This is a genomic window from Sinorhizobium kostiense (genome assembly GCF_017874595.1).
Lineage (GTDB): Bacteria > Pseudomonadota > Alphaproteobacteria > Rhizobiales > Rhizobiaceae > Sinorhizobium > Sinorhizobium kostiense.
In genome coordinates, this window is record NZ_JAGILA010000007.1 from 337,051 (window position 1) to 356,513 (window position 19,463).

Genomic DNA, 19,463 nt, shown 5'->3' on the forward strand with positions numbered 1-19,463 from the left:
CAATGAAAAAGCTTGTCACAGGCATTCTGTCACTTGCTGTCGTTGCCGGTCTGGGCCTGGGCGCAGCTATCGCCCAGGACGGAGCCGGCGGCGAAGGTCATGCCGAAGGCGGCACGCCGCACTACCCGATCCACAAGCCGGAGCAGCAGGACTGGACCTTTGCCGGTCTCTTCGGCCACTACGACAAGGGCCAGCTGCAGCGCGGCCTCAAGGTCTACACCGAAGTCTGTGCTGCCTGCCATTCGATGAGCCTGGTTCCCTTCCGCACACTGGGAGACCTCGGCTACTCCGAAGCCCAGGTGAAGGCCTTCGCTGCCAACTACGAAGTGCAGGACGGTCCTAACGCGGACGGCGAGATGTTCGCGCGCAAGGCAATTCCGTCCGACTACTTCCCGTCGCCGTTCCCGAACAAGGAAGCGGCTGCGGCGGCAAACAACGGTGCGGCTCCGCCGGACTTCTCGCTGATTGCCAAGGCGCGCGGAATCGAGCGCGGCTTCCCGCAGTTCGTCTTCGACATTTTCTGGCCCTACCAGGAAGGCGGCCCGGACTATATCCACGCGCTGCTGACCGGCTATCAGGATCCGCCGGCGGGCGTCGAGGTGGCGGAAGGCACGCACTACAACCCGTATTTCGCCAGCGCCGCCGCCCTCGCGATGGCAGCGCCGCTTTCGGACGACCAGGTCACCTATGACGACGGCGCGCCGCAGACGGTGGATCAGTACGCCCGGGACGTGTCGGCCTTCCTGATGTGGGCGGCAGAGCCGCATCTCGAGGATCGCAAGCGCACCGGCTTCATGGTCATGGTGTTCCTGCTCATCTTCACCGGCCTCATCTATCTGACGAAGAAGTCGGTCTACGCGAACAAGGAACACTGATCGGAAAGCCGGGACAACCGGTCAATCGATCTCGAGGGTCCCGGTCTGCCGGGGCCCTTTTTTGTTGAAGGTGTGCCCGTGAGTCCGTCAGCTATGCGAGTCCGCGCACTTCAATCGGGAACCGTCCACTGCGGGTTCCAGGCGACTTCCCAAAGGTGCCCATCCGGATCATGGAAATAGCCGGAGTAACCGCCCCAGAAGCGCTTGCGGGCCGGATCGGTGATGACCGCGCCGGCAGCCTCGGCCTGGTTCATGATTCTATCGACCTCCTCCTTCGAATTGACGAGATGGCCGATCGAGATGGCGCCGACCCGCTGGCGCGTCGCGTCTATCTTCGCATCCTTGGCGAGCGACTGCGCAGGATAAAGCGCCAATATCAGGTCATCGTTCATATGGATGAAGACGACGGCTCCATCCTCGAAGTCCTGCCCAATGATCCCTTTCGTCGGCAGGCCCATTCCGTCACGGTAAAAGGCGAGGGACCTATCGAGGTCATCTACCGCCAGGGTCAGGACTTTCAATCGCGGTCTCATTTCGACCTCCCGTGCGCTACCGCATGTCTCCTTGGAGCAACCTCGAACCAAAGGGGACATGCAGCAATTCAAAGTGCTGCAGCGACCGCGCCCGTTGGGATTCGCGGCGCTGAAATCCGAAACGCGGCGGCGCCACCGCGGCGTGGCGTCACGACGCCATGCCTACAGATTACCGCGAATGCCCCGTCTTTTCAGCATGCGGCTTGGCGACGGCCGGCGGATCGATCTCCGTTCAGGTGAACGCGACCGCAAAAAGCAAACAGCCTCGTCTTGCGACGAGGCTGTTTGTGCTTGGCGTCGGGTTACAGCGCCGCGGGTCCTTATCGGAAGCCCAGGGGTCGCTGTGCGCGTCTACCGTCAGCTGAAGCGCCCGGCGGCATGGGCGAGCATCGTGTAGACCTTGCCCGTATCAGAGGTCAGGTAGGTCTGGGTGATGCGCTTTTCGGGATCGTTGCGCGCTACATCGGCGAGCAGCTTCTCGAAATCGGCGATGTAGCGGTCGACCGCCATGCGGAATTCAGGCTCGCGGTCGTATTTGCGCTTGATCTCGTCAAAGGTCTGCTGGCCCTTAAGGGTGTAGAGGCGACGGGTGAAGACATCCCGCTCGCCCCGCTGATAGCGGCGCCACAATTCGACGGAGGCATCGTGATCGATCGCCCGGGCAATGTCGACCGACAGCGAATTGAGCGACTCGACCACGTGGCGCGGATTGCGGCTGTCGCTCGGGCGGGCGACCGGCTGGGTTTCGGCTGGCCGCTGGCGCGCGACCGGCGGCTCCTCCTCTCGGGAGGCGGCGCGCAACAGGTCGCGCATCCAGCCGCCGCCTTCCTCGGCACGCTCCTCGACAGCCGGTGCGCGGGCAGGCTGCAGCGGTCGTGTTGCCTGCTCCAGGCCAAGGCTGCCTCGAAGAGCAGCGTTGGACGCGGGCGGCTCGGCCGCCGGCTGTACCGGCGCGGCAGGCTGCGGCGCCGGCTGCTGAACGGCGCGGGCAGGTGCTGCGACGGGTGGCGGGGCTGCGGCGGCCGCCTGCTGGCGCACGGGCTGTGCCACCTCAAGCTGCATCGACGACTTGCCGATGATCTCGGAGAGCTCCTGCAACGCCTTGATCTGCTCGCCGACGGCGCGCCGCATCAGCGAGGCATTCTCCTTGGCCTCTTCCGGCAGATCGAATGCTCCGCGCTTGAGCTCCTCGCGGGTCGCGTCCAGCTCCTTGCGGATTTCACCGGCGGAGCGGCGGATGTCCTCGGTCGCGCCGCTGAAGCGGTTGATCGCATCGTCGATCGCCTGGCGTACGGCGTCGCGAAGTTGGGTCGCAACGCCATCCGACTTCTTGCCGCTTTCCGAGAGCATGCGCTCGATCTCGGAGACTGAGGCGCCGATGCCGCTGCGTAGCCGGGAGGCGACTTCATTTGCGCGCTCTTCCGCGCTGGTGAAGGCGCCTTGAAGCGCCTCACCGGCTTCATCGCCAGCCTTGGCAACCGCCTGCCGCATAGCCTCGGAGGCGCTGAACGCGCGGCTCTCGACTTGGGACAAGGTCCTGTTGACCTCGTTGATCGAGCCCTCCACGCCGGAGCGCAGTGTGTCCGCAATCTCGCGTGAGCGTTCTTCGGCGCGCGAGAAGGCGCCTTCCATCGATGCGGCAGCCTCCTCGCCCGCCTGGGCGAGAGTATTGCGCATGGCCTCCGCGGCCTCCGCGGCGCGCTGCTCGGTGCTCGACAGCAGCCGGCCGACATCGTTGAAGGAGGTCTGAATGCCACTTCGCAAGTTGCCTGCGACCTGGTTCGACCGCTCCTCGGCGCGCTGGAATGCGCCATCGACGAAACCCTCGAGCGCGCGCATCGTCCGCTCGATTTCTTCCGAGCGCTGGACAAGGCCGACGGACAGCGTGCGCAGGGCGTCCTGCCGTTCCTCAAGGGTGCTGGCGAGGTTCGACTGCGCCGCAGCCAGAAGCTGCGAAGCCTGGCCGAGCACTTTCGAATGGTCGTCGAAGCGACCGACGATACCGGCGACCTGGGAGAGGGTGGAGGCTGAAATGTCGGAGAGTTTGTCGACCTTGCCTTCGATAAGGCGGGTGGTGGTGGACAGCATATCCGACGCCTGCCGTGTCGAATCGGAGAACTTGGCTGCGGTTGCCTCGAGGCGTTGATCCATCTCCCCGAGATTGTTGCTTGCCTGTTCGACCACCAATGCAATTGCCGAATTGCTTGCCGTGAGCTGGTCGATCAGCCCCATTGCCGTCGATTGCAGACGGTTTTCGACCATCTTCATGGCCTTGGCAGTGTCCTCGGCCCTGTACGAGATGGCTTCAAGCGTTTCGCTGGTCCGCTCCGTGATGGCATTGACGAGCGCGGCGCTTTCCGCACGCAGGCGGTCGGCGCTCTCGTGGGTGAGGGCGGCAATGCGCTCGGCGGCCTCCTTGCCGGTCGCCGCATATTGCTCGATCACCGGGCGCGCCTTTTCATCAAGCAGGCGGGAGAGTTCGAGCGAGCGGCCGGCAAGCATCGAATTGAGCTCGCGGGTGCTCTCATCGAGCGCGCTGCGGATCGACTGGCCACGCGCATCGAGCGCCTTCTCGGCAGCCGTGAGGCTCTGCTCAAGGTTCTGGGTGTGGTTTGCAACTTCGTCATGAGTCGAGGCGAGACGGGAGGTTGCCGTTTCGGCCGCGTCAGTGATAGCGCGGGCGAGGTCGGCATGCCGCGCGGCCGTTGCCGAGGCGGTCTCTTCGAGAGAAGCTGCGAATTCGGCATTGCGTGCGGCAAGCGTGCTTGCGAAATCCGCGCCGGTTTTCGACAGGCGTTCCGCCGAGCGCGCAGCTTCGGCATCGATCTCCTGCGTCGCATCGCCGACCGCGCCGCGAAGGCTGGTGACGAGTGCAGCCGCCTTGCCTTCAAGCGTCCGATTGACGTTCTCAAGACCGATGTTGAGGGCCCGATCCATCGTGCCGAGCCGCTCCTCGATCCGTCCGGCGCCCGATTCCATCGCCGAGGAAATGCGGGTTGCGGCCGCTTCGCTGATCCGGTCGATCTCGCCGACGCGTTCGCCAAGGGTCTCCGCAAGGCGCTGACCCGCGCTGTCGACGATCGTGTTGACGCTTCCGACGCTGTCGCGGATGCGCTCTTCGAGTGAGCCGAGGCCCGACTCGATGCGTGCGCCGGTATCCTCGACAACGGCGTTGACGCTGCCGACACTGCCGCGAATGCGCTCTTCGAGCGAGCCGATCGTCGTCTCGATCCGGCTGCCGGTGTCATCGACGATGGTGGTGACGGTATTGACGCTGTCGCGTACGCGGTCTTCGAGCGAGCCGAGGCTCGATTCGATACGAGCGCCGGTGTTGTCGAGTCGGCTGTTGATGCCGTGGATCGAGATATCGACGCGATGGGTGAGCGAGTCCGCGGCGAGGCTGATCTGGTCGGCGGTTTCGGCGAGGCGCTCCGCGATGTTGCCGGTCGTCGAGCGCATGCGCGCATCCAGGGCTTCGGTGCTGCGGTCGATGGCGCCCGCGATCGCGGCTTGCCGTTCCTCGAGCGTCATCTCCAGCATGCTGGCACTGGTCGCAAGTGTCGTTGCCACCGCCATGGATTGGTCGGACAGAAGCTCTTCCAGCTGCTCGCGGCCCTGGCTGACAGCGGTATTGATAGCGGTGATCCGGTCGTCGAGGGTCGAGCGGATCTGGTCGTGGGTTGTTGCCAGCGTATCGCGCAAGTGCTCCGCCTTGCCGGAAAGCGTCTGCTCGATCTCGGCCGCCTTGCCGGCAAGCGATTGCGTCGCCTCCGAGGTACGAGCCGTAAGCGCCTCGGCGATCTCGGAACTGGTGCCCGTCAGCGCATCGGAAATCTTGCTGACACGGCTGCTCAGATCCTCCGCGATGCGAGCACTCGTATCGGTCAGCGTACCGGCAATCTGGCTGACGCGGCCGCCGAGATCTTCGGCGACTTGGGATACGCTCTGCGACAGCTTGTTTTCGATTTCGCCCACGCGGTCCGTCATGGTCTCGGCGACCGCCATCGCACGGAAGGTGAGGTTGTCGGCGACATCTTCGGCATGGCGGCTCAGCGAGTCGGCCATCTCGTGGGCGCGCGCCGACATGGTCGAGTTGATTTGTTCCGCGCGCTCGGCCAGCACGCCGTCGAGTGCGGCAGTCTGGCTCGCAAGCGTGTCGGTGATGGCGCGGCTGCGTTCGGATAAAACGCCCTGCAGCGTGTTCGTCTGGCTTGCGAGTGTATCGGTGAGTGCCTGGGTGCGCTCGGACAGCACCCCTTCAAGGGCGGCCGACTGGCTGCCGAGTGAGTTGGAAATTGCCTGCCCGCGCTCGGAGAGAACACGCTCCAACCGCTCGGCCGTGTCGCCGACGGCAAGTTCGATCGCGCCGGTACCGGAGGAGAGCGCGGACGTGAGCGCGGCGGTGCGCTCGGAAAGCGTATTGTCGAGCCGGTGCTGGCTGGCGGCAATCGCACTTGTGATCTCGTCGGTGGAACCGGTGAGCGTCTGTTCGATGCGCGCATGGGCTGACTGCAGGCCTTCGATGAAGGCGGACGTCCGCGTGTCGAGGCCTTCGGTCAGCCGCTGCTGGCTGGTCGTGAGCGCTTCGGCAAGAGCATCCGCGCGCTGGCTGAAGCCGCCCTCGATCCGCTCCTGCGCGTCCCTGAGCGCACCCATGAGCGAACCGGTCTTTTCGGAAAGCACGCTATCGATGCGGGTGTGGGCATCGCCGACGAGATTGCTGAGTTCCGCAGTGCGGCTACCGATCGTCTCCTCGATGAAGTCTTGTGTGGCGCCAAGCGCCGTCGCCAACGTCAACGACTGATCTGAAAGCGCCGAACCGATCTTCTCGATGCTGCCGTCAAGGGTGGTTCCGATCGCGTCCGCACCGCCGGAGACGGTCTCGTTGATGCGGTGCAGGCTTTCCATCAGCTTGGTGTCGAGCATGTTCGCCCGCTTGTCGAAGGCGTTCGCGAATTCCAGAAACCGCTCGTCGAAGGCGCTTGCCAGTTGCCCGACGGTCGTCTGCAGCTTCTCCTCGAAGAAGCCACCTCTCAAGTCGAGATCCATGATCGCGTCATCGGCGCTCGATTTGAGGCTTTGGCGGAAGCTCGCTCCTTTTTCGTCAAGTGCCGCATTGAGCGACTGCAGCACCTCGTCCAGGCCGCCGGCAATTGCCTGCTGGCCGACGCTGAGACTCTCGTTAAGGTCGCGCGTGCGGGCAATTAGGGTCTCGTTCAACTGGCGCGCGCGTTCGTTGAGCGCGGCATTGAGCTTTTCGGTATTGGTGTCGAGGGTGGATGCGCGGGTTTCGAACTGGCTTAGCAGCTGCTCACCGCGTTTTGTCAGGGTGTCGCTAAGGGCGTCGAGGCGTGCGTCGAATTCGTTGCTGAGGGTCGTTCCGGCGCTGGTCAGGCCGGAAAGCAGCGCGTCGGTGCGGCTGGACAGCATGGTTCCGATGGTCTGCAGAGCGTGATCCGACTTTTCGCTTAACGCCGCAGCGCGCGTGTCGATCAGCGATGCAAAGGCCTCGCCGGAAACCGCGATCCGCGAGGCGATGTCCTCGCTTGCAAGTTCCAGGTCGTCCTTCAGCTGGCTGTGTGCCCCGGCAATCGCCGAGCGGATGCGTTCGGAATGGCCGATGATCGCTTCACGCTCGAGCCCGAGCTCCTGGACGAGCGTGCGTACGCGCATCTCGTTGTCGCTATAGCTGCGTTCGAGCGCATTGACCTCGGAATGGACCAGGGCCTCGAGTTCGGTCGCGCGGGCGATCGTACGCTCGATCCCTTCGTTCATGGCGGACACTTCTCGCCGCACCGCCTGGCCGACCGTCATCACGCGGTCGGCCGCCGCCGTTTCCGGCTCTGCAAGCCGAAGGGCGACCTCGGCCATCGAACGCGCCGCATTGCGCAGCTCCTGGGCACGCGCGATCATGATCGCGAAGGAGAAGAAGAGCATGACGGGCAGCGCGATGCCGAGCAGGACACCGATCGCGCCGGGCGCCGCCGCCAGATCGCCGAGCGAACGAATTTGCCAGATTTGCGGCGCATAGAGCAGGTGCGCTATCCCGAGTCCGGCAAGCGCCCAGACCGCGGATATGGCGCCGGCGACGCGCAGTGCCGCGCGGTTGGCGCGCCCTTCGAAGGAACGGAGCACGGCGGCGGGGGATCTGCGGGTATCGTCGTTGGCCGGCGAGAGCGGCGGCTGCTTGGCAGCCGGCTCGGAGGCGGTGGTGCGCGCGGTCTCCGGTTCGTGCGCCGTCCGGGGAACTTCCTGTTGGGGCTTCGCAGCGCGTGCCTGAGCGGATGCAGCCGCTTTCCTGCTTGGCTCGGACACAGTCTCCGAAGACTTGTCGTTCAAGGTCGACTTCAGGTCGTCAAAGTCGATCTTCAGCGCTGCTTCCAGAGCCTGGAAGGCCTTCTCGTCGATCGACTCGTTGCTCTTCTTCGTCGCCATTGGGTACGCCTCACAAATATTGCCCACTGATGGCCGTCTCCTCGGCGCCGCAGGCGGGCCAATAAGACATCCTGAACAGGGCGGTAACGACAAGACACGCATCGCAACTCACGTGCAGTCCTGACGGATCACCGATTGCATCGCCTCGATGGATTATCCCCAGACGCCGCGTCGGGACACTGGGCGCCTGAGCTTATCCACCAGAACAGTTGCCATTTTCATATGCAGACCTGCTCCTAACCGTATCGTAGTGGCACATTAGCCAGGTTCTTACAATTAAGCGCAATCCGCATTCACTAAATTCCTAACGGTTTCTTAATGAGGCCCACGGGCGGTGGCCCGGAAACACAAGGAAATCAGCCACTTTAACAAGCGTTAACCATTCCTGGAGATTTCTGCCCCGATTGTGCCACCCTTTAAGCCGATCGCAGCCCCGCCTGCCGATGGTATCTGTCTGAAAACGGTGCGGTCACGCAATGCGCTACTGAAAAGGAAAACTCCATGGCGGCACTCAAGGTGGCCTTCGAGGCGCCCGATAATACCGGACGCTCCATTCCTTCGGCAAGAACGCCGATCAATTTTACTCACCTCGCCAATCAGACAATGGGGGACAAGGGGCTGGAGATGGAAGTCCTGCGGCTCTTTGCACGCCAGGCGCGCCAGGCGATGGCGGAAATCATGGCTGGAGCGGTCGAGCGGCGCCAAGAGGCGGCTCACCGGCTCAAAGGGGCAGCGCTCGCCATAGGGGCAGCCGGCATTGCGGAAGCTGCGGCCGCAATCGAGGCGCAGCCGGGGGATCCGACCTTGCAGGGCGAACTCGCTGCCGCCGTTCTCGAAACAGAACTCTTCATTTTGAAACTTTGCCGCTGACAGCGGAGTTCTCCAGAGCGTTGGCCGATTCCGGAAGCCGCTATAGATCACGTTCCTCATCCGTACGCTGTCGGCGGTGCCCGGACCAGAACCATCAGCCTCGTGTTGACTGGCTGGCGGATTTGTTGGAAGAAGCGGCCAGACCTTCGGGCGCTGCGACGCCTGCACCGCAGGCTCTCGCAATTGCCGGCTGATCCATCAAACCAATCCGGAACGAGAAATGACAAAACTTACGATCGTAGCCTTTGACGGCGCGCGCCACGAACTCGATGTCGAGAACGGCTCCACGGTCATGGAGAATGCGGTCCGCAATTCTGTGCCAGGCATCGAGGCCGAGTGCGGCGGCGCCTGCGCCTGCGCCACCTGTCATGTCTATGTCGACGAGGCCTGGGCGGCCGCCGTCGGCCCTCCGGAGGCAATGGAAGAAGATATGCTGGACTTCGCTTATGACGTGCGTCCGACCTCGCGTCTGTCTTGCCAGATCAAGATGAGCGAGGCCCTCGACGGCCTGGTTGTTCACGTGCCTGAACGACAGGCGTGAGTTGCTCGACGTTGTATAGGCGGCTGCCGGTTGCTGCATGTCTCCTTAAAAGCGACCTCGAGTTAAAAGCGACCTCGAGCGATTTCAAACCCGCGACAGCAACTCTCCGCGCCCTGAATTGACGCGCGGCGCCAGTCTGAAGGTCCGCACAAAAAATGCCTCGCTGGTCCAATGACAAGCGAGGCAAGGGGGGCGCATCGCATGCAGATGAGGGAGGGAGCATCTGCTGCACCAGGACACGCCAGGAGAACCTGCGTTGCTTCATCGCTTGAGGGATATTCTTAACCACCCGGAGCAATGACGCCAAGCTTCGATTCAGGTCGATGCTCAAGAGCAAAGCGTTACTTTCGACCTGCAAATAAATTTCCATGTCGACGGGCGGTTGATCTTCAGCTTCATCGCCCATTTCATAGGAGGAATATAGCTGAGTCGGCAGCCCGCCGCCATCATTAGATTCTGCCAATAAAATACTGTGGGTTTTTGCGCTGCCCGAGTGCGGATCCATGCGCTGGCCATTCATTTATTCGGGAAAGGTCAACGGGCAGATTTCTTCAGTGTTTCCAGCCGGTGTTGCAGCAGCCGGATCATGCGGCGGTCGAAATTCGCCGCTTCGGTCCGGTCGAAACGCGCCTGATCCTTGTCATGGCTCTCGACTTCCCGTGCGCTCACCTCGGTGACGCGGGCCTGCATCCGCTCACAATCGGCTTCCGGTTTGAGCGATAGAAATGCCTTTTCCATCTCGCGGGCGTGATTGCGGGCAATCTCCGCATGGCGCTCCTCGTGGCGCTTGATGTCCGACGCGAGCGTATCCCAGACGAGTGCCAGATCGCTGTTTGCCTGATTGCGATACTTCCAGCGCGGCAAAATGATACGCGTGCTGAGCGTCACCCGTGCCGAGCCGACTGCGCATCGACCGCCGCGGCTGACGTAGGTTATCGTACCGCCGAACTTGATGCGCGTTGCGCCTGGGTGACGCGTGCCGGTGGACTTCATCATCGGTCCGGCTGTTGCGAGTGCCTTGTCGAGCTCCGCCGCCGTGCGTCCGCCGATCGCGAAGTAGGAGATACTCTTGCTGAAAACGGTTTCACCCGAGGCGCTCTCGAGCGGAAAGCCGACGAGCACTGCGATCATGGCGGCTTTCAGCGATACATGCACTCGCGACATCGGCGGTACTCTTCGATTGAACTTCGTCCAAGCTTGGGGCATAGCCGAGGCGAGCGCAACAGAAAATCGGCTCCTTCGAGCTAGGTCGTGAACCGGGTGCAGCTTCCCATTCCGGTCAGGCTGAGCAGACGCCCATAGATACCAAGGACCGTCGCAAGATGACCTACGATCCTTTTCAGAGTTTCCACTGGAAGTTGGCGCATGGGCGCAGTCTCGAACTGGGTCCACGGGGCGTGCTGATGTCGATCGTCAACGTCACGCCGGATTCCTTTTCCGACGGCGGCCGCCTGATGGACGTCGAGAGTGCTGTGGCGGCTGCCTTGCATGCGATAGAGCAGGGGGCGGCGATCATCGACATCGGCGGCGAGTCCACCCGTCCCGACGCTACTCCGATCAGCGCGGAGGAGGAGCAGGCGCGCATTATTCCGGTGATCGAGCGGCTTGCAGTCCGGGCAGATGCGCTCATCTCGGTGGACACCTACCGGGCCGAGACGGCGCGGCTCGCCGTCGAGGCCGGCGCGCATATCGTCAATGACGTGCATGGCCTCCAGCGGGAACCGGCAATCGCGCAAATTGCAGCAAGGACCGGAGCGGGCCTCTGCATCATGCATACCGGACGCGATCGCCAGAAACTCGCCGACGTCATCGAAGACCAGTTTCATTTCCTCCAGCGCTCGCTCGATATAGCCGCCGATGCTGGTGTCGGCCGCGACCGGATCGTGCTCGATCCTGGCTTTGGTTTCGCCAAGGATACGGGCGAGAATTTTGAGATAATGGCGCGTTTCGGCGAACTGCACCGGTTTGCAGCGCCACTCCTCGTGGGCACGTCGCGCAAGCGCTTCATCGGCGCGGCAACCGGCCGTGAGGCCCAGGATCGGGACGTGGGGACTGCGGCGACGACGGCGCTTCTCAGAGCTGCGGGGGCTGCGATTTTTCGGGTGCATGATGTCGCAATCAACAGGGATGCGCTGGTGGTCGCGGATGCTATGCTGGCGGCAAGATCAGCCGACGGGACATGAAGTCATGACTGCGACCTACACGATCACGCTGAAGAACTGCGCCTTCTTTGCCCGCCACGGCGTTCTCGACGAGGAGGAGTTCCTCGGGCAGCGATTCTTCGTCGACGCGGAACTCGAAGTCGAGCAGGGTACCGCACTTGTAGAGGATTGCATCGACGACACCGTCCACTACGGCATCGCCTTTGCGGAAATTGAGAGGATCGTCACCGGACGCAGGCGCTATCTGATAGAAGCTCTGGCGCTGGAGGTTGCGAAAACGCTTTGCGCCCGTTTCCAGCAGGTCAGGCGTGCGAAAGTCTCCATCCGCAAGCCGAATGCCCCGGTTCCGGGCATTTTGGATTATGTGGAAGTCACGGTCGAGCATGTCGCCGGATAAGAATTGGCGCCGCGCGACGCTCGGTCTCGGCGGCAACATCGGCGAGCCGCGCCGGGCGATGGCGGACGCGCTGCGGGCTCTCGACGAGCGGCCGGATTGTCGCGTCGTCGCCGTATCGAGGCTTTACCGAACTCCGCCGTGGGGCAAGACGGACCAGGACTGGTTCTTCAATGCCTGTGCCGAGGTTGAGACGACGCTGGATCCCGAGACGTTGCTCGATGCCTGCCTCGAAATCGAGCGGCTGATGAAGCGTGTGCGCAAGGAGCGCTGGGGCCCGCGTGCGATCGATATCGACCTTTTGACCTTCGAGGGGGCGAGTGTTGCAAGCGAACTCCTGCAACTGCCGCATCCGCGCATGGTCGAGCGCGGCTTCGTGTTGATGCCGCTTGCCGATTTCGCTGCGGATCTCGAGGTTGAGGGTCGGACCGTCGGTGAGTGGCTCGGCGAGGCGGACGTTGGGGGAATAGAAATCGCCGACGGGGATGTGGACTGGTGGCGCAAGTTCGACTGATTGGCAACTCTCGATCTCTAAGGCGGTTATGCGTCTACTGGTTGTGACGGACATTCATGGCCGGCCCGGTTTCGCCGATTGCTTGTCGCGCCGGTTGTCCAGCCGCAGGCAAATGATTGTCCGCACCGTCAGCCTGTCCGAACTGGTTGGCGTGGATTGCGCGGGCGAAACGTTGCACAGGCGTCTCGTTGACGGCGACGGGTTTGCGCGGGCTGCCAGGCACCTTGTCGATCTGGCGGAGCACGCCGACGTGGCGCTCGGCTACAGCGCAGGCGGAATGGTTCTGTGGCAGAGCGTGCTTCTCGGTCTCTCGGTGGATCGCCTGATCTGTATTTCCTCGACCCGACTGCGTCTGGTGAGCGCCGCCGCCGTACCAATTCCTGTCCTGGCTGTTTTCGGCGAAAAGGATAGGAACCGGCCCGCCGACGCATGGGGCACGTGCTCGCATGTGCAGACGTACGTCATTTCCGGGGCCGGGCACGACTTCTACGGTACCGACGGACCCGCGCGAGACCTCTGCCTTGCGAGGGTCGCGAACTTCCTAGGCTGACGGGTGCAACCGGGTTCCGCAGCTTGACGCTACCCAGCCGAACAGCTGATCCGCGGCTCATCGCGTTGGGAGTGAAGCAACTTACTTGATAGAGCCGACGGCGATGTTGTCCATTTGCCTATTGAGGCTGACGCCGATGACCGGGACCATGGTGTCCTCGACCTTGACTGAAATGGTGATGTTCATCGTCTCGCTGTCCTGAAGACGGGCAATCATCGCGCCGTTGAGCTTCTTGCGGTTGATGCCGACGACGACCTTGTCGTTCGCGACATTACCGGAGACGATATCGAGGCCTTGACCGTCCGCGCCGTCGAGGAACTTCCCGCCGTATTTGCCGCCCTTCTGCGTGATCATCGCCGACATCGGCTGCTTGAAAACGCCGACGCGGCAAAAGCCGTCGAGCTTTATTCCAGCCTCGCGGCCCGAGGTCGGTTCGCCCTTCAGGTCGCACGTGAATTTCGTTCCCTTGTATTTACCGGCGACGATTTCGCCCGGGCCCTTCCACTGGCCGGCAACCCTCTCGAAGAAGGCCTTGTCGCGGGTGCCGGAATGTGCAGGCGAAGCGAGGCCGACTGCAACGGCTGCAAGCGCGCTGGCGGCAACGCCGCGAACGATCAAAGAAGGGCGCAAGAACATAAACGATCCTTGATGGTGAGCGTCCGAAATCTGGTTACCACATTTGCGTGAAAATGGTTAACGGATGGTTTCTTTGTCTGCGCGTTTCACCGGTCTCCTGAGGTCTCCAATCTCGCCGAGCCCGGCGCCAGATCGGCGAGGAAATCGCCGATGCCCGGGCGTTTGAGCGCGCGGAACGGCATCGGCCGGCACAGGTCCATCGCCGCAATGCCAATGCGGGCGGTCATGAGGCCGTTTACCACGCCCTCGCCAAGCCGAGCGGACAGCTTCGAAGCGAGCCCATGCCCGACGACCTGCTGGATGAGGCTGTCGCCCACCGCGATCGACCCCGTCACGGCGAGGTGGGCGATAACGTCCCGCATCAGTCTTAAGAGGCCGAGCGTGCCCGGGCGACCGCCATAAAGCTCCGCCATGGCGCGAATCATCCGGGCCGATTCGTAGAGAACATAGCCGAGATCGACGAGCGCCCGAGGGCTGACGGCGGTGACGATCGAAACGCGTTTCGACGCGGCGAGGATCACTCGGCGGGCGTCACGATCGAGCGGTGCCAAAAGCTCGCGTTCCGCCAGTTCGATGAGATGTGGCGCGTCGATGATCTCACCTTCGGTTTCCGCGAGCCGCGTCCGGCCTCTTGCGGTCCGGGGATTGGCGGCGAGTAAATGGACGAGCCGCGAAATTGCACCCCGCGCGACCTTGCTGTTGCCCTGTTCCGCCGCTTGAGCGATGTCGGTTTTCAGCCTCTGGATCGCGGTCAGTTGCATCATGCCCGCGAGTTCGCGGACGATGACGACCAGAAAGGCGAGGGCGCCGACGGCCACGACCGTCATCGCCGCATAGCCAAGCCAGTCGGTACGTGCAAAGAGATCGCGCACCAGGCGATCGATCCAGACGCCGACAGCCAGGGAAAAAAGGATCGCCGCCGCGCCGAAGGCGATCTTGCCGAAGGACAGGCGCCTGCGCCCGGGTTTCGCCTCGGGCGGATTGAGCGCGTCCACGGCCGCAGTGGTCGCTATGAAGGGGTCCTCCGCATCGGGCGTCATGATCACCTGGTCGCCGAAACTTGCCGGACCACGCTGGCTTGACCCGACCCGTTCCGGTCGCTCATCGTGCTCGACCGAAAACGCTGCCGGCCTGCGGCGGCGGTATTTGAAGTCGTCATTCATGCGAGGCGGTCTCCCAGCAGGAACTGCATGGCCCGGTCGAGCCGGATATGCGGTACGGAAAGCTTCAGGCCGCCGCGCGTTTCTTCCAGATGCGGAGGGCGGAAGCGGACGAAATTCAGTTCCGGTAGCGACTGAGCCGAATCCTCGAACAGAACATCGGGATTCTCGGGCAAGTCTCCGGGAAATATCGCCGTTTTTGTCTCTCCGTCGAAGATCTCGCCATTGATCCTTTCGCCGGATAGCGGCGTACCTACGATTACGGGCAGGGCGTGGCCGCCCTGGTTCACCGTCGCCTCGCGCGTCGCGCGGACGGATGCAAGCGCCATGACCTCGAGGCCGGCGCCACTCATGCCGATACGTTCGGCCGCGCGGCTGACGAGGCGTGCCGTTATCCGCTCCAGCCTGTCGTGGCTCTCGTGGTGCAGATGATCGGCCTTGGTAGCGGCGATCAGTACCCGGTCGATCCGTCGCGTGAGAAAGGACGAGAGCCACGAATTGGTGCCGGGCCGGAAGCAGGCGAGGACATCGACGAGGGCTTGCTCGAGATCCTGCACAGCTTCTGTCCCGCGATTGATGGCCTGCAACGCATCGATGAGCACGATCTGCCTGTCGAGGCGGGCGAAGTGCTCGCGGAAGAAGGGATTTACCACATGCGTCTTGTAGGCTTCGTAGCGGCGCTCCATCATCGCCCAGAACGAACCTTTCGGCGGCTTGCCCTTGGGGAGGTCGGGGAGGGGCGAGAAGGTAAGTGCAGGCGAACCTTCGAGATCGCCGGGCATCAGGAAACGTCCCGGCGGCAATGTCGACAGTGAGCGATGGTCGTCCTTGCAGGCTTTGAGGTAGTCCGTGAAGCCCTCGGCGAGGCGGCGCGCCTTGGCCTCGTCGGCCGTGCTTTCAGCTTCGATGGACGAAGCAAGGGCGAGCCACTCACGCGACAAGGCGGCGCGGCTGCCTGAGCATGCCCGCTTGACCGTGGCATCGCTGAATTGCCGGAAATCCTGTTCGAGCAACGGCAGGTCCAAGAGCCATTCACCAGGGTAGTCGACAATGTCGATCGATAGCCGCCCGGGAGCAAAGATCCGGTTCCAGCCGCTTGCGCTCTCGTAATCGAGCGTGATGCGAAGTTGTGAGATTGCCCGGGTCGAATCCGGCCAGGCCCGGTCGCGCACAAGCGCGGCAATATGATCCTCGTATTGAAAACGCGGAACCGCATCATCGGGCTGGGGTTCGAGGCGAACCTTGAAGACTCGGCCGGAGCGGACGGGCTCGAATAGCGGCAGGCGACCACCGTTCAGCAGATTGTGCACAAGCGAGGAGATGAACACGGTCTTGCCCGCCCGTGAAAGGCCGGTGACGCCAAGACGCACGGCGGGATTGACGAGCCCGGCGGCACGATCCGCGAGAGTGTCGATTGCGATCAGGGCATCATCTTTGAAGCTGGTGAGAATGGACGCCAAGTGTCTCTGTCCTTGGGAAATGCCTATCGATTGGAGCGTCGTTGCCGGTATTCGCCAGAGTTACACGCATTCGTGCCGCATGTCGCCGCGATATAGGAGATCCTTCCGGCGACTCAATGACATCGACGACATGAGGCGTTCGCGATGCGTCGCTCGATCAGGGCCTCGATGCGTGCGGCGATCTCACCGAAGGCGAACCGCCTGATCCGATAGGCAGCGGCCCCGCCGAACGTGCCGAGGTGGTTTATTGCCCTTCGGCTGCCTCCGCCTGCGGCACCCACAGGCTCGAAAGCGTCCCCATCCAAATGCCGCCTGGCATCGGCCGCGCGGGGAAATCGATAGTGGCCAGGCCGGCAGGTGGGTAGCCATCCCCCAGAGCGGCTGCGGCCACTTCATCGGCGAGGAGCTGGCACAACAGTTCCTCCATCATGGGGTTGTGCCCGACGAGCATCAGGGAAGCTCGGCTTGCGTGAGCCGCCACCAGGCTCCTGTAGAAACCCACCGGTCCGGTATAAAGCTCGTCCATATAAAGGATGTCGGTATCTACACCCAGCGTGCGGCAGAGGGGCTCGGCGGTCTGGCGGCAGCGCGTTGCGGTCGAACAGAGGATAAGCGCCGGGCGTATGCCGCGCGCGGCCGCGGCCTCAGCCGTCAATTGCGCTTCGGCATAGCCGCGGGCGTCAAGCGTGCGATCGAAATCTCGCTGCCCCGGCAGAGCCCAGCCGGAGCGGGCGTGACGAAGGAGGAAAAGGCGGAATGCCGGGACGATGTTGCTTTGCATTGATGCATCCGCTGCTGTTCGTTCGAGGCTACTGCATATCTCCTTAAATCGACCTCGACTTAAGAACAAAGACATTCAGTGATCAAAGTGCTACAGCGACCGTGCGTGTGATAGACGCGCGGCGCTATTGGGGCGGCAATCGAGCCGGTAACCTTTTCCTGCGGCGGCTGCAAAGATCAAAGCCTTTCCGAAAAATTCCTGCCCACGCGGGTGAAGCGAAAATGACGCTTGACATGTATTAGGCGTCGCAACTGAAAACGCCCGAGACATGTTCGCAAGACCGCAAGCGATTTATTGGGGAGGCGCAATTTCCAGTGGAAGACGGAAATGCGGCGGTCACGTCATTGTGTGAAATTTTGATGAAAAATTCGTCGGTTAGCCCGGGAAAGAGGCATTGCGAAAATGCGTTTCATTGTCGGCGGCGAGGCTTGAATCAAGGCTTCCATAGGTCTATACACCGCCGCAATGAGATGTTCTTCAGGAGAATCGCGTTGAGTGAGAAGATCGATCTTAGTAGCTACGTCCTCTCCGAGGACGAGGAATTCATGAATGCCAACCACCGGGCCTATTTTCGCGCCAAGCTGAATGCCTGGAAAAACGATATCCTTAGAGAAGCTCGCGAGACACTGGACCATTTGGCAGAGGAGAGCGCCAATCATCCAGACCTCGCCGACCGTGCCTCCTCCGAAACAGACCGGGCCATCGAATTGCGCGCCCGGGATCGCCAGCGAAAGCTTATCGCCAAGATCGACGCTGCTCTGCAGCGCTTGGATGAAGGCACCTACGGCTACTGCGAGGAGACCGGCGAACCGATTGGCCTGAAGCGCCTGGACGCCCGGCCGATCGCAACGCTTTCGATCGAGGCGCAGGAGCGCCATGAGCGTCGGGAAAAAGTCTATCGCGACGAGTAGCCCTTCAAACTTCGATATTTTCCACGGCGCGGCTTTGACCGCGCCGTTTTTGTTGGTCCCAGGATTTCTGGTGAGTGCCGACGGTATTGTGCAGGACCGGGCGACCAGTATCCCGGCGGCATCATCGCAGCGACATGCGGCAGTTCCAGGCCTCGCTTGCGCTACGACATGCGGGTGGCGGCCCAGTTGGCGTCGAACCGGCGCCGACTGTGAACTGCGGGTGACTGGCGCCCGACGGGAAACGCTTCACCGGTGAACGGCTCTACAGCGCCGTGTAGCGCGCTGAGCGGGTGAACTGGACGCTGCAAGTCTTTGACTCTACACGCTATGCTTTCCCAAAATCGGGTACGATTCTCCGGTCGATGCGCTAGGGCTTGCGGCCGGCGGAGATGTCGGCGAGCATCCGCGTCATCTCCTCGTCGATCGAAGGTTCCTTTCTGGCCTCTGCGGGTGCTACGCCAAGCGCGGGTTCCTGGCGGATGTTCGCCGTCGGGCGGACCTGGGGCCTTGGAGTGACCGTGGGAGCCAGCCGCTGCAGATCGCTGCTGATCTCCGCGTCAAGCATGCGTTCGAAATCCGCGCTCTTGTCGGCGGAAGCGACCAGGACGGCTTGGGGCTGCACCGTTGGCCTCGGCTCCGTAGGCCCCGGTTGTGCCGGCCGCTCTTCCTCTGCCTGCCTCGCAATCGGAGTCATGCGGTCACCGGGAACCATGGACATCTGCCGTCGCAATTCGGCCATGGAGGGAACCGACCCGGCCGGGACCGGCGCCTGCGGTATGGCGAAGGCGGGCTGCTGTGCTGGCTGTGTTGCCGGAGCGGGCCGCGGAACCGCCGTCAGCTCCGCAGTCGGGGCCGGCGCGGGCTCGGGAGCCGGCCGGGGGGGCGGCGCCCGCGCGGGTTCTTGTCGCGCGGGTGTAACGGATCCGGCGGCGACGGTTTCCCTTGCGACGCTTTGCGGCTTCACCTCCGGACCTGTCGCAATCGGCGCCTCGACAGTCGGCTCAGCCTCGGCCTTCCGCTGCGGCTCGGCGGGGCGGGTGCTGCCCGGCCCCTCCGCCGTATCGGCCACAATGCGGCTTTCGATGACGATATCCGTCGGGCCGCCGATCATGATCAGATGCTCGACGTCGTCGCGGCGCACGAGCACGAGCCGTCGGCGCGTGTCGACGGCGGCTGCATCCAGCACGGCAAGCCGCGGCTGCCTGTTCCTGCCGCCGCGCACAAAGGGAGAGGATGGTCTGCGCCTCATGATCCAGAGTACCGCCACGAGGCAAAGTAGACCGATGGCGACGGCTCCGGCGGCGATAATGAATCGGCTCCCGTTGTCCCCGACAAGCGTTTCCATCATGCACTCAACTCCTTTTGTCGCTCGCTTGGCAGCAATTGACGGCTTTTTTCGGGCCGGTACAAGCGCTTGTCCGACATTCCCTGTGAATTGACCGCTTCGCTTCCGCAGAGACGCTTTTTGCTGTTATCTCTGATTGTTAAAGATGATTCCAGTTCGACGGACGGGGAGCAGATACGGCGAGTGCCGGTTCGCGAGGACCGTGTCGGACGCCGGCCACTGCATGTCCTTTAACCGGACCCGTTTTGAGGATATGCAGGAATTCGATGGATCACAGCGGCCTTGTGCGTCCGCAC

General features: G+C 62.8%; 16 protein-coding genes. 8 read left to right on the plus strand and 8 right to left on the minus strand.

Translation table 11 applies throughout. The features are described from left to right. Positions 1-2: 2 nt before the first annotated feature. Positions 3-875, plus strand: a complete 873-nt coding sequence (locus J2Z31_RS23180) for a cytochrome c1 (RefSeq protein ID WP_209605038.1) — start codon at positions 3-5, stop codon at positions 873-875. A gap of 110 nt (positions 876-985) precedes the next feature. On the opposite strand, the gene J2Z31_RS23185 is transcribed toward J2Z31_RS23180, so the two are convergent. Then, complete coding sequence (locus J2Z31_RS23185; RefSeq protein ID WP_209605039.1) at positions 986-1,408, minus strand: VOC family protein; 423 nt, start codon at positions 1,406-1,408, stop codon at positions 986-988. A gap of 357 nt (positions 1,409-1,765) precedes the next feature. Beyond that, on the minus strand, positions 1,766-7,843 hold the full coding sequence (locus J2Z31_RS23190; protein ID WP_209605041.1) for an apolipoprotein A-IV repeat region-like domain-containing protein: 6,078 nt from the start codon (positions 7,841-7,843) through the stop codon (positions 1,766-1,768). 501 nt (positions 7,844-8,344) lie between these two features. Between J2Z31_RS23190 and J2Z31_RS23195 the strand changes: the two genes are divergently transcribed. Together J2Z31_RS23195 and J2Z31_RS23200 are read left to right on the plus strand one after the other, a co-directional pair. Continuing rightward, positions 8,345-8,713, plus strand: a complete 369-nt coding sequence (locus tag J2Z31_RS23195; protein ID WP_209605043.1) for an Hpt domain-containing protein — start codon at positions 8,345-8,347, stop codon at positions 8,711-8,713. A gap of 220 nt (positions 8,714-8,933) precedes the next feature. After that, the gene (locus J2Z31_RS23200; RefSeq protein WP_209605045.1) at positions 8,934-9,254 is read left to right on the plus strand and encodes a 2Fe-2S iron-sulfur cluster-binding protein; all 321 of its coding nucleotides are present in this window, start codon (positions 8,934-8,936) and stop codon (positions 9,252-9,254) included. A 534-nt stretch (positions 9,255-9,788) separates the two neighbouring features. On the opposite strand, the gene J2Z31_RS23205 is transcribed toward J2Z31_RS23200, so the two are convergent. Beyond that, entirely contained in the window at positions 9,789-10,418 is a 630-nt protein-coding gene (locus J2Z31_RS23205; protein WP_209605047.1) for a DUF922 domain-containing Zn-dependent protease, read from the minus strand. 158 nt (positions 10,419-10,576) lie between these two features. Between J2Z31_RS23205 and folP the strand changes: the two genes are divergently transcribed. The 4 genes from folP to J2Z31_RS23225 all read left to right on the plus strand — a co-directional run bounded on the left by folP (position 10,577) and on the right by J2Z31_RS23225 (position 12,874). Beyond that, positions 10,577-11,437: a dihydropteroate synthase gene (gene folP / locus J2Z31_RS23210; RefSeq protein WP_209605048.1), complete on the plus strand. Its 861-nt coding sequence runs from the start codon at positions 10,577-10,579 to the stop codon at positions 11,435-11,437. Positions 11,438-11,441: 4 nt separating this feature from the next. Next, positions 11,442-11,813, plus strand: coding sequence for a dihydroneopterin aldolase (gene folB / locus J2Z31_RS23215; RefSeq protein ID WP_209605050.1), 372 nt, complete (start codon positions 11,442-11,444; stop codon positions 11,811-11,813). After that, positions 11,800-12,324 carry a 2-amino-4-hydroxy-6-hydroxymethyldihydropteridine diphosphokinase gene (folK, locus tag J2Z31_RS23220; protein ID WP_209605052.1) on the plus strand — a complete coding sequence of 175 codons (525 nt, stop codon included), beginning with the start codon at positions 11,800-11,802 and terminating at the stop codon, positions 12,322-12,324. Before folB ends, folK begins: the two co-directional genes overlap by 14 nt. A 112-nt stretch (positions 12,325-12,436) precedes the next feature. Continuing rightward, positions 12,437-12,874, plus strand: a complete 438-nt coding sequence (locus J2Z31_RS23225; protein ID WP_234939601.1) for an alpha/beta fold hydrolase — start codon at positions 12,437-12,439, stop codon at positions 12,872-12,874. Between the two features lie 81 nt (positions 12,875-12,955). On the opposite strand, the gene J2Z31_RS23230 is transcribed toward J2Z31_RS23225, so the two are convergent. From J2Z31_RS23230 to J2Z31_RS23245, 4 genes are all read right to left on the minus strand, one after another. Further along, positions 12,956-13,510, minus strand: a complete 555-nt coding sequence (locus J2Z31_RS23230; RefSeq protein ID WP_209605056.1) for a hypothetical protein — start codon at positions 13,508-13,510, stop codon at positions 12,956-12,958. An 86-nt stretch (positions 13,511-13,596) separates the two neighbouring features. Next, positions 13,597-14,673 (minus strand): YcjF family protein, encoded by a 1,077-nt coding sequence (locus J2Z31_RS23235; RefSeq protein WP_209605058.1) that lies wholly within the window; start codon positions 14,671-14,673, stop codon positions 13,597-13,599. Then, the gene (locus J2Z31_RS23240) at positions 14,670-16,130 is read right to left on the minus strand and encodes a YcjX family GTP-binding protein (protein WP_209605060.1); all 1,461 of its coding nucleotides are present in this window, start codon (positions 16,128-16,130) and stop codon (positions 14,670-14,672) included. Before J2Z31_RS23240 ends, J2Z31_RS23235 begins: the two co-directional genes overlap by 4 nt. Positions 16,131-16,374: 244 nt before the next feature. Continuing rightward, the gene (locus tag J2Z31_RS23245; protein ID WP_209605062.1) at positions 16,375-16,911 is read right to left on the minus strand and encodes a SixA phosphatase family protein; all 537 of its coding nucleotides are present in this window, start codon (positions 16,909-16,911) and stop codon (positions 16,375-16,377) included. Positions 16,912-17,402: 491 nt separating this feature from the next. Here J2Z31_RS23245 and dksA point away from each other — a divergent pair, with 491 nt between their 5' ends. Next, positions 17,403-17,822: an RNA polymerase-binding protein DksA gene (gene dksA, locus J2Z31_RS23250; protein WP_209605064.1), complete on the plus strand. Its 420-nt coding sequence runs from the start codon at positions 17,403-17,405 to the stop codon at positions 17,820-17,822. A 367-nt stretch (positions 17,823-18,189) separates the two neighbouring features. On the opposite strand, the gene J2Z31_RS23255 is transcribed toward dksA, so the two are convergent. After that, a complete protein-coding gene (locus J2Z31_RS23255; RefSeq protein WP_209605066.1) occupies positions 18,190-19,170 on the minus strand; it encodes a flagellar biosynthetic protein FliO in 981 nt (326 codons plus the stop codon). Positions 19,171-19,463 lie beyond the last annotated feature (293 nt).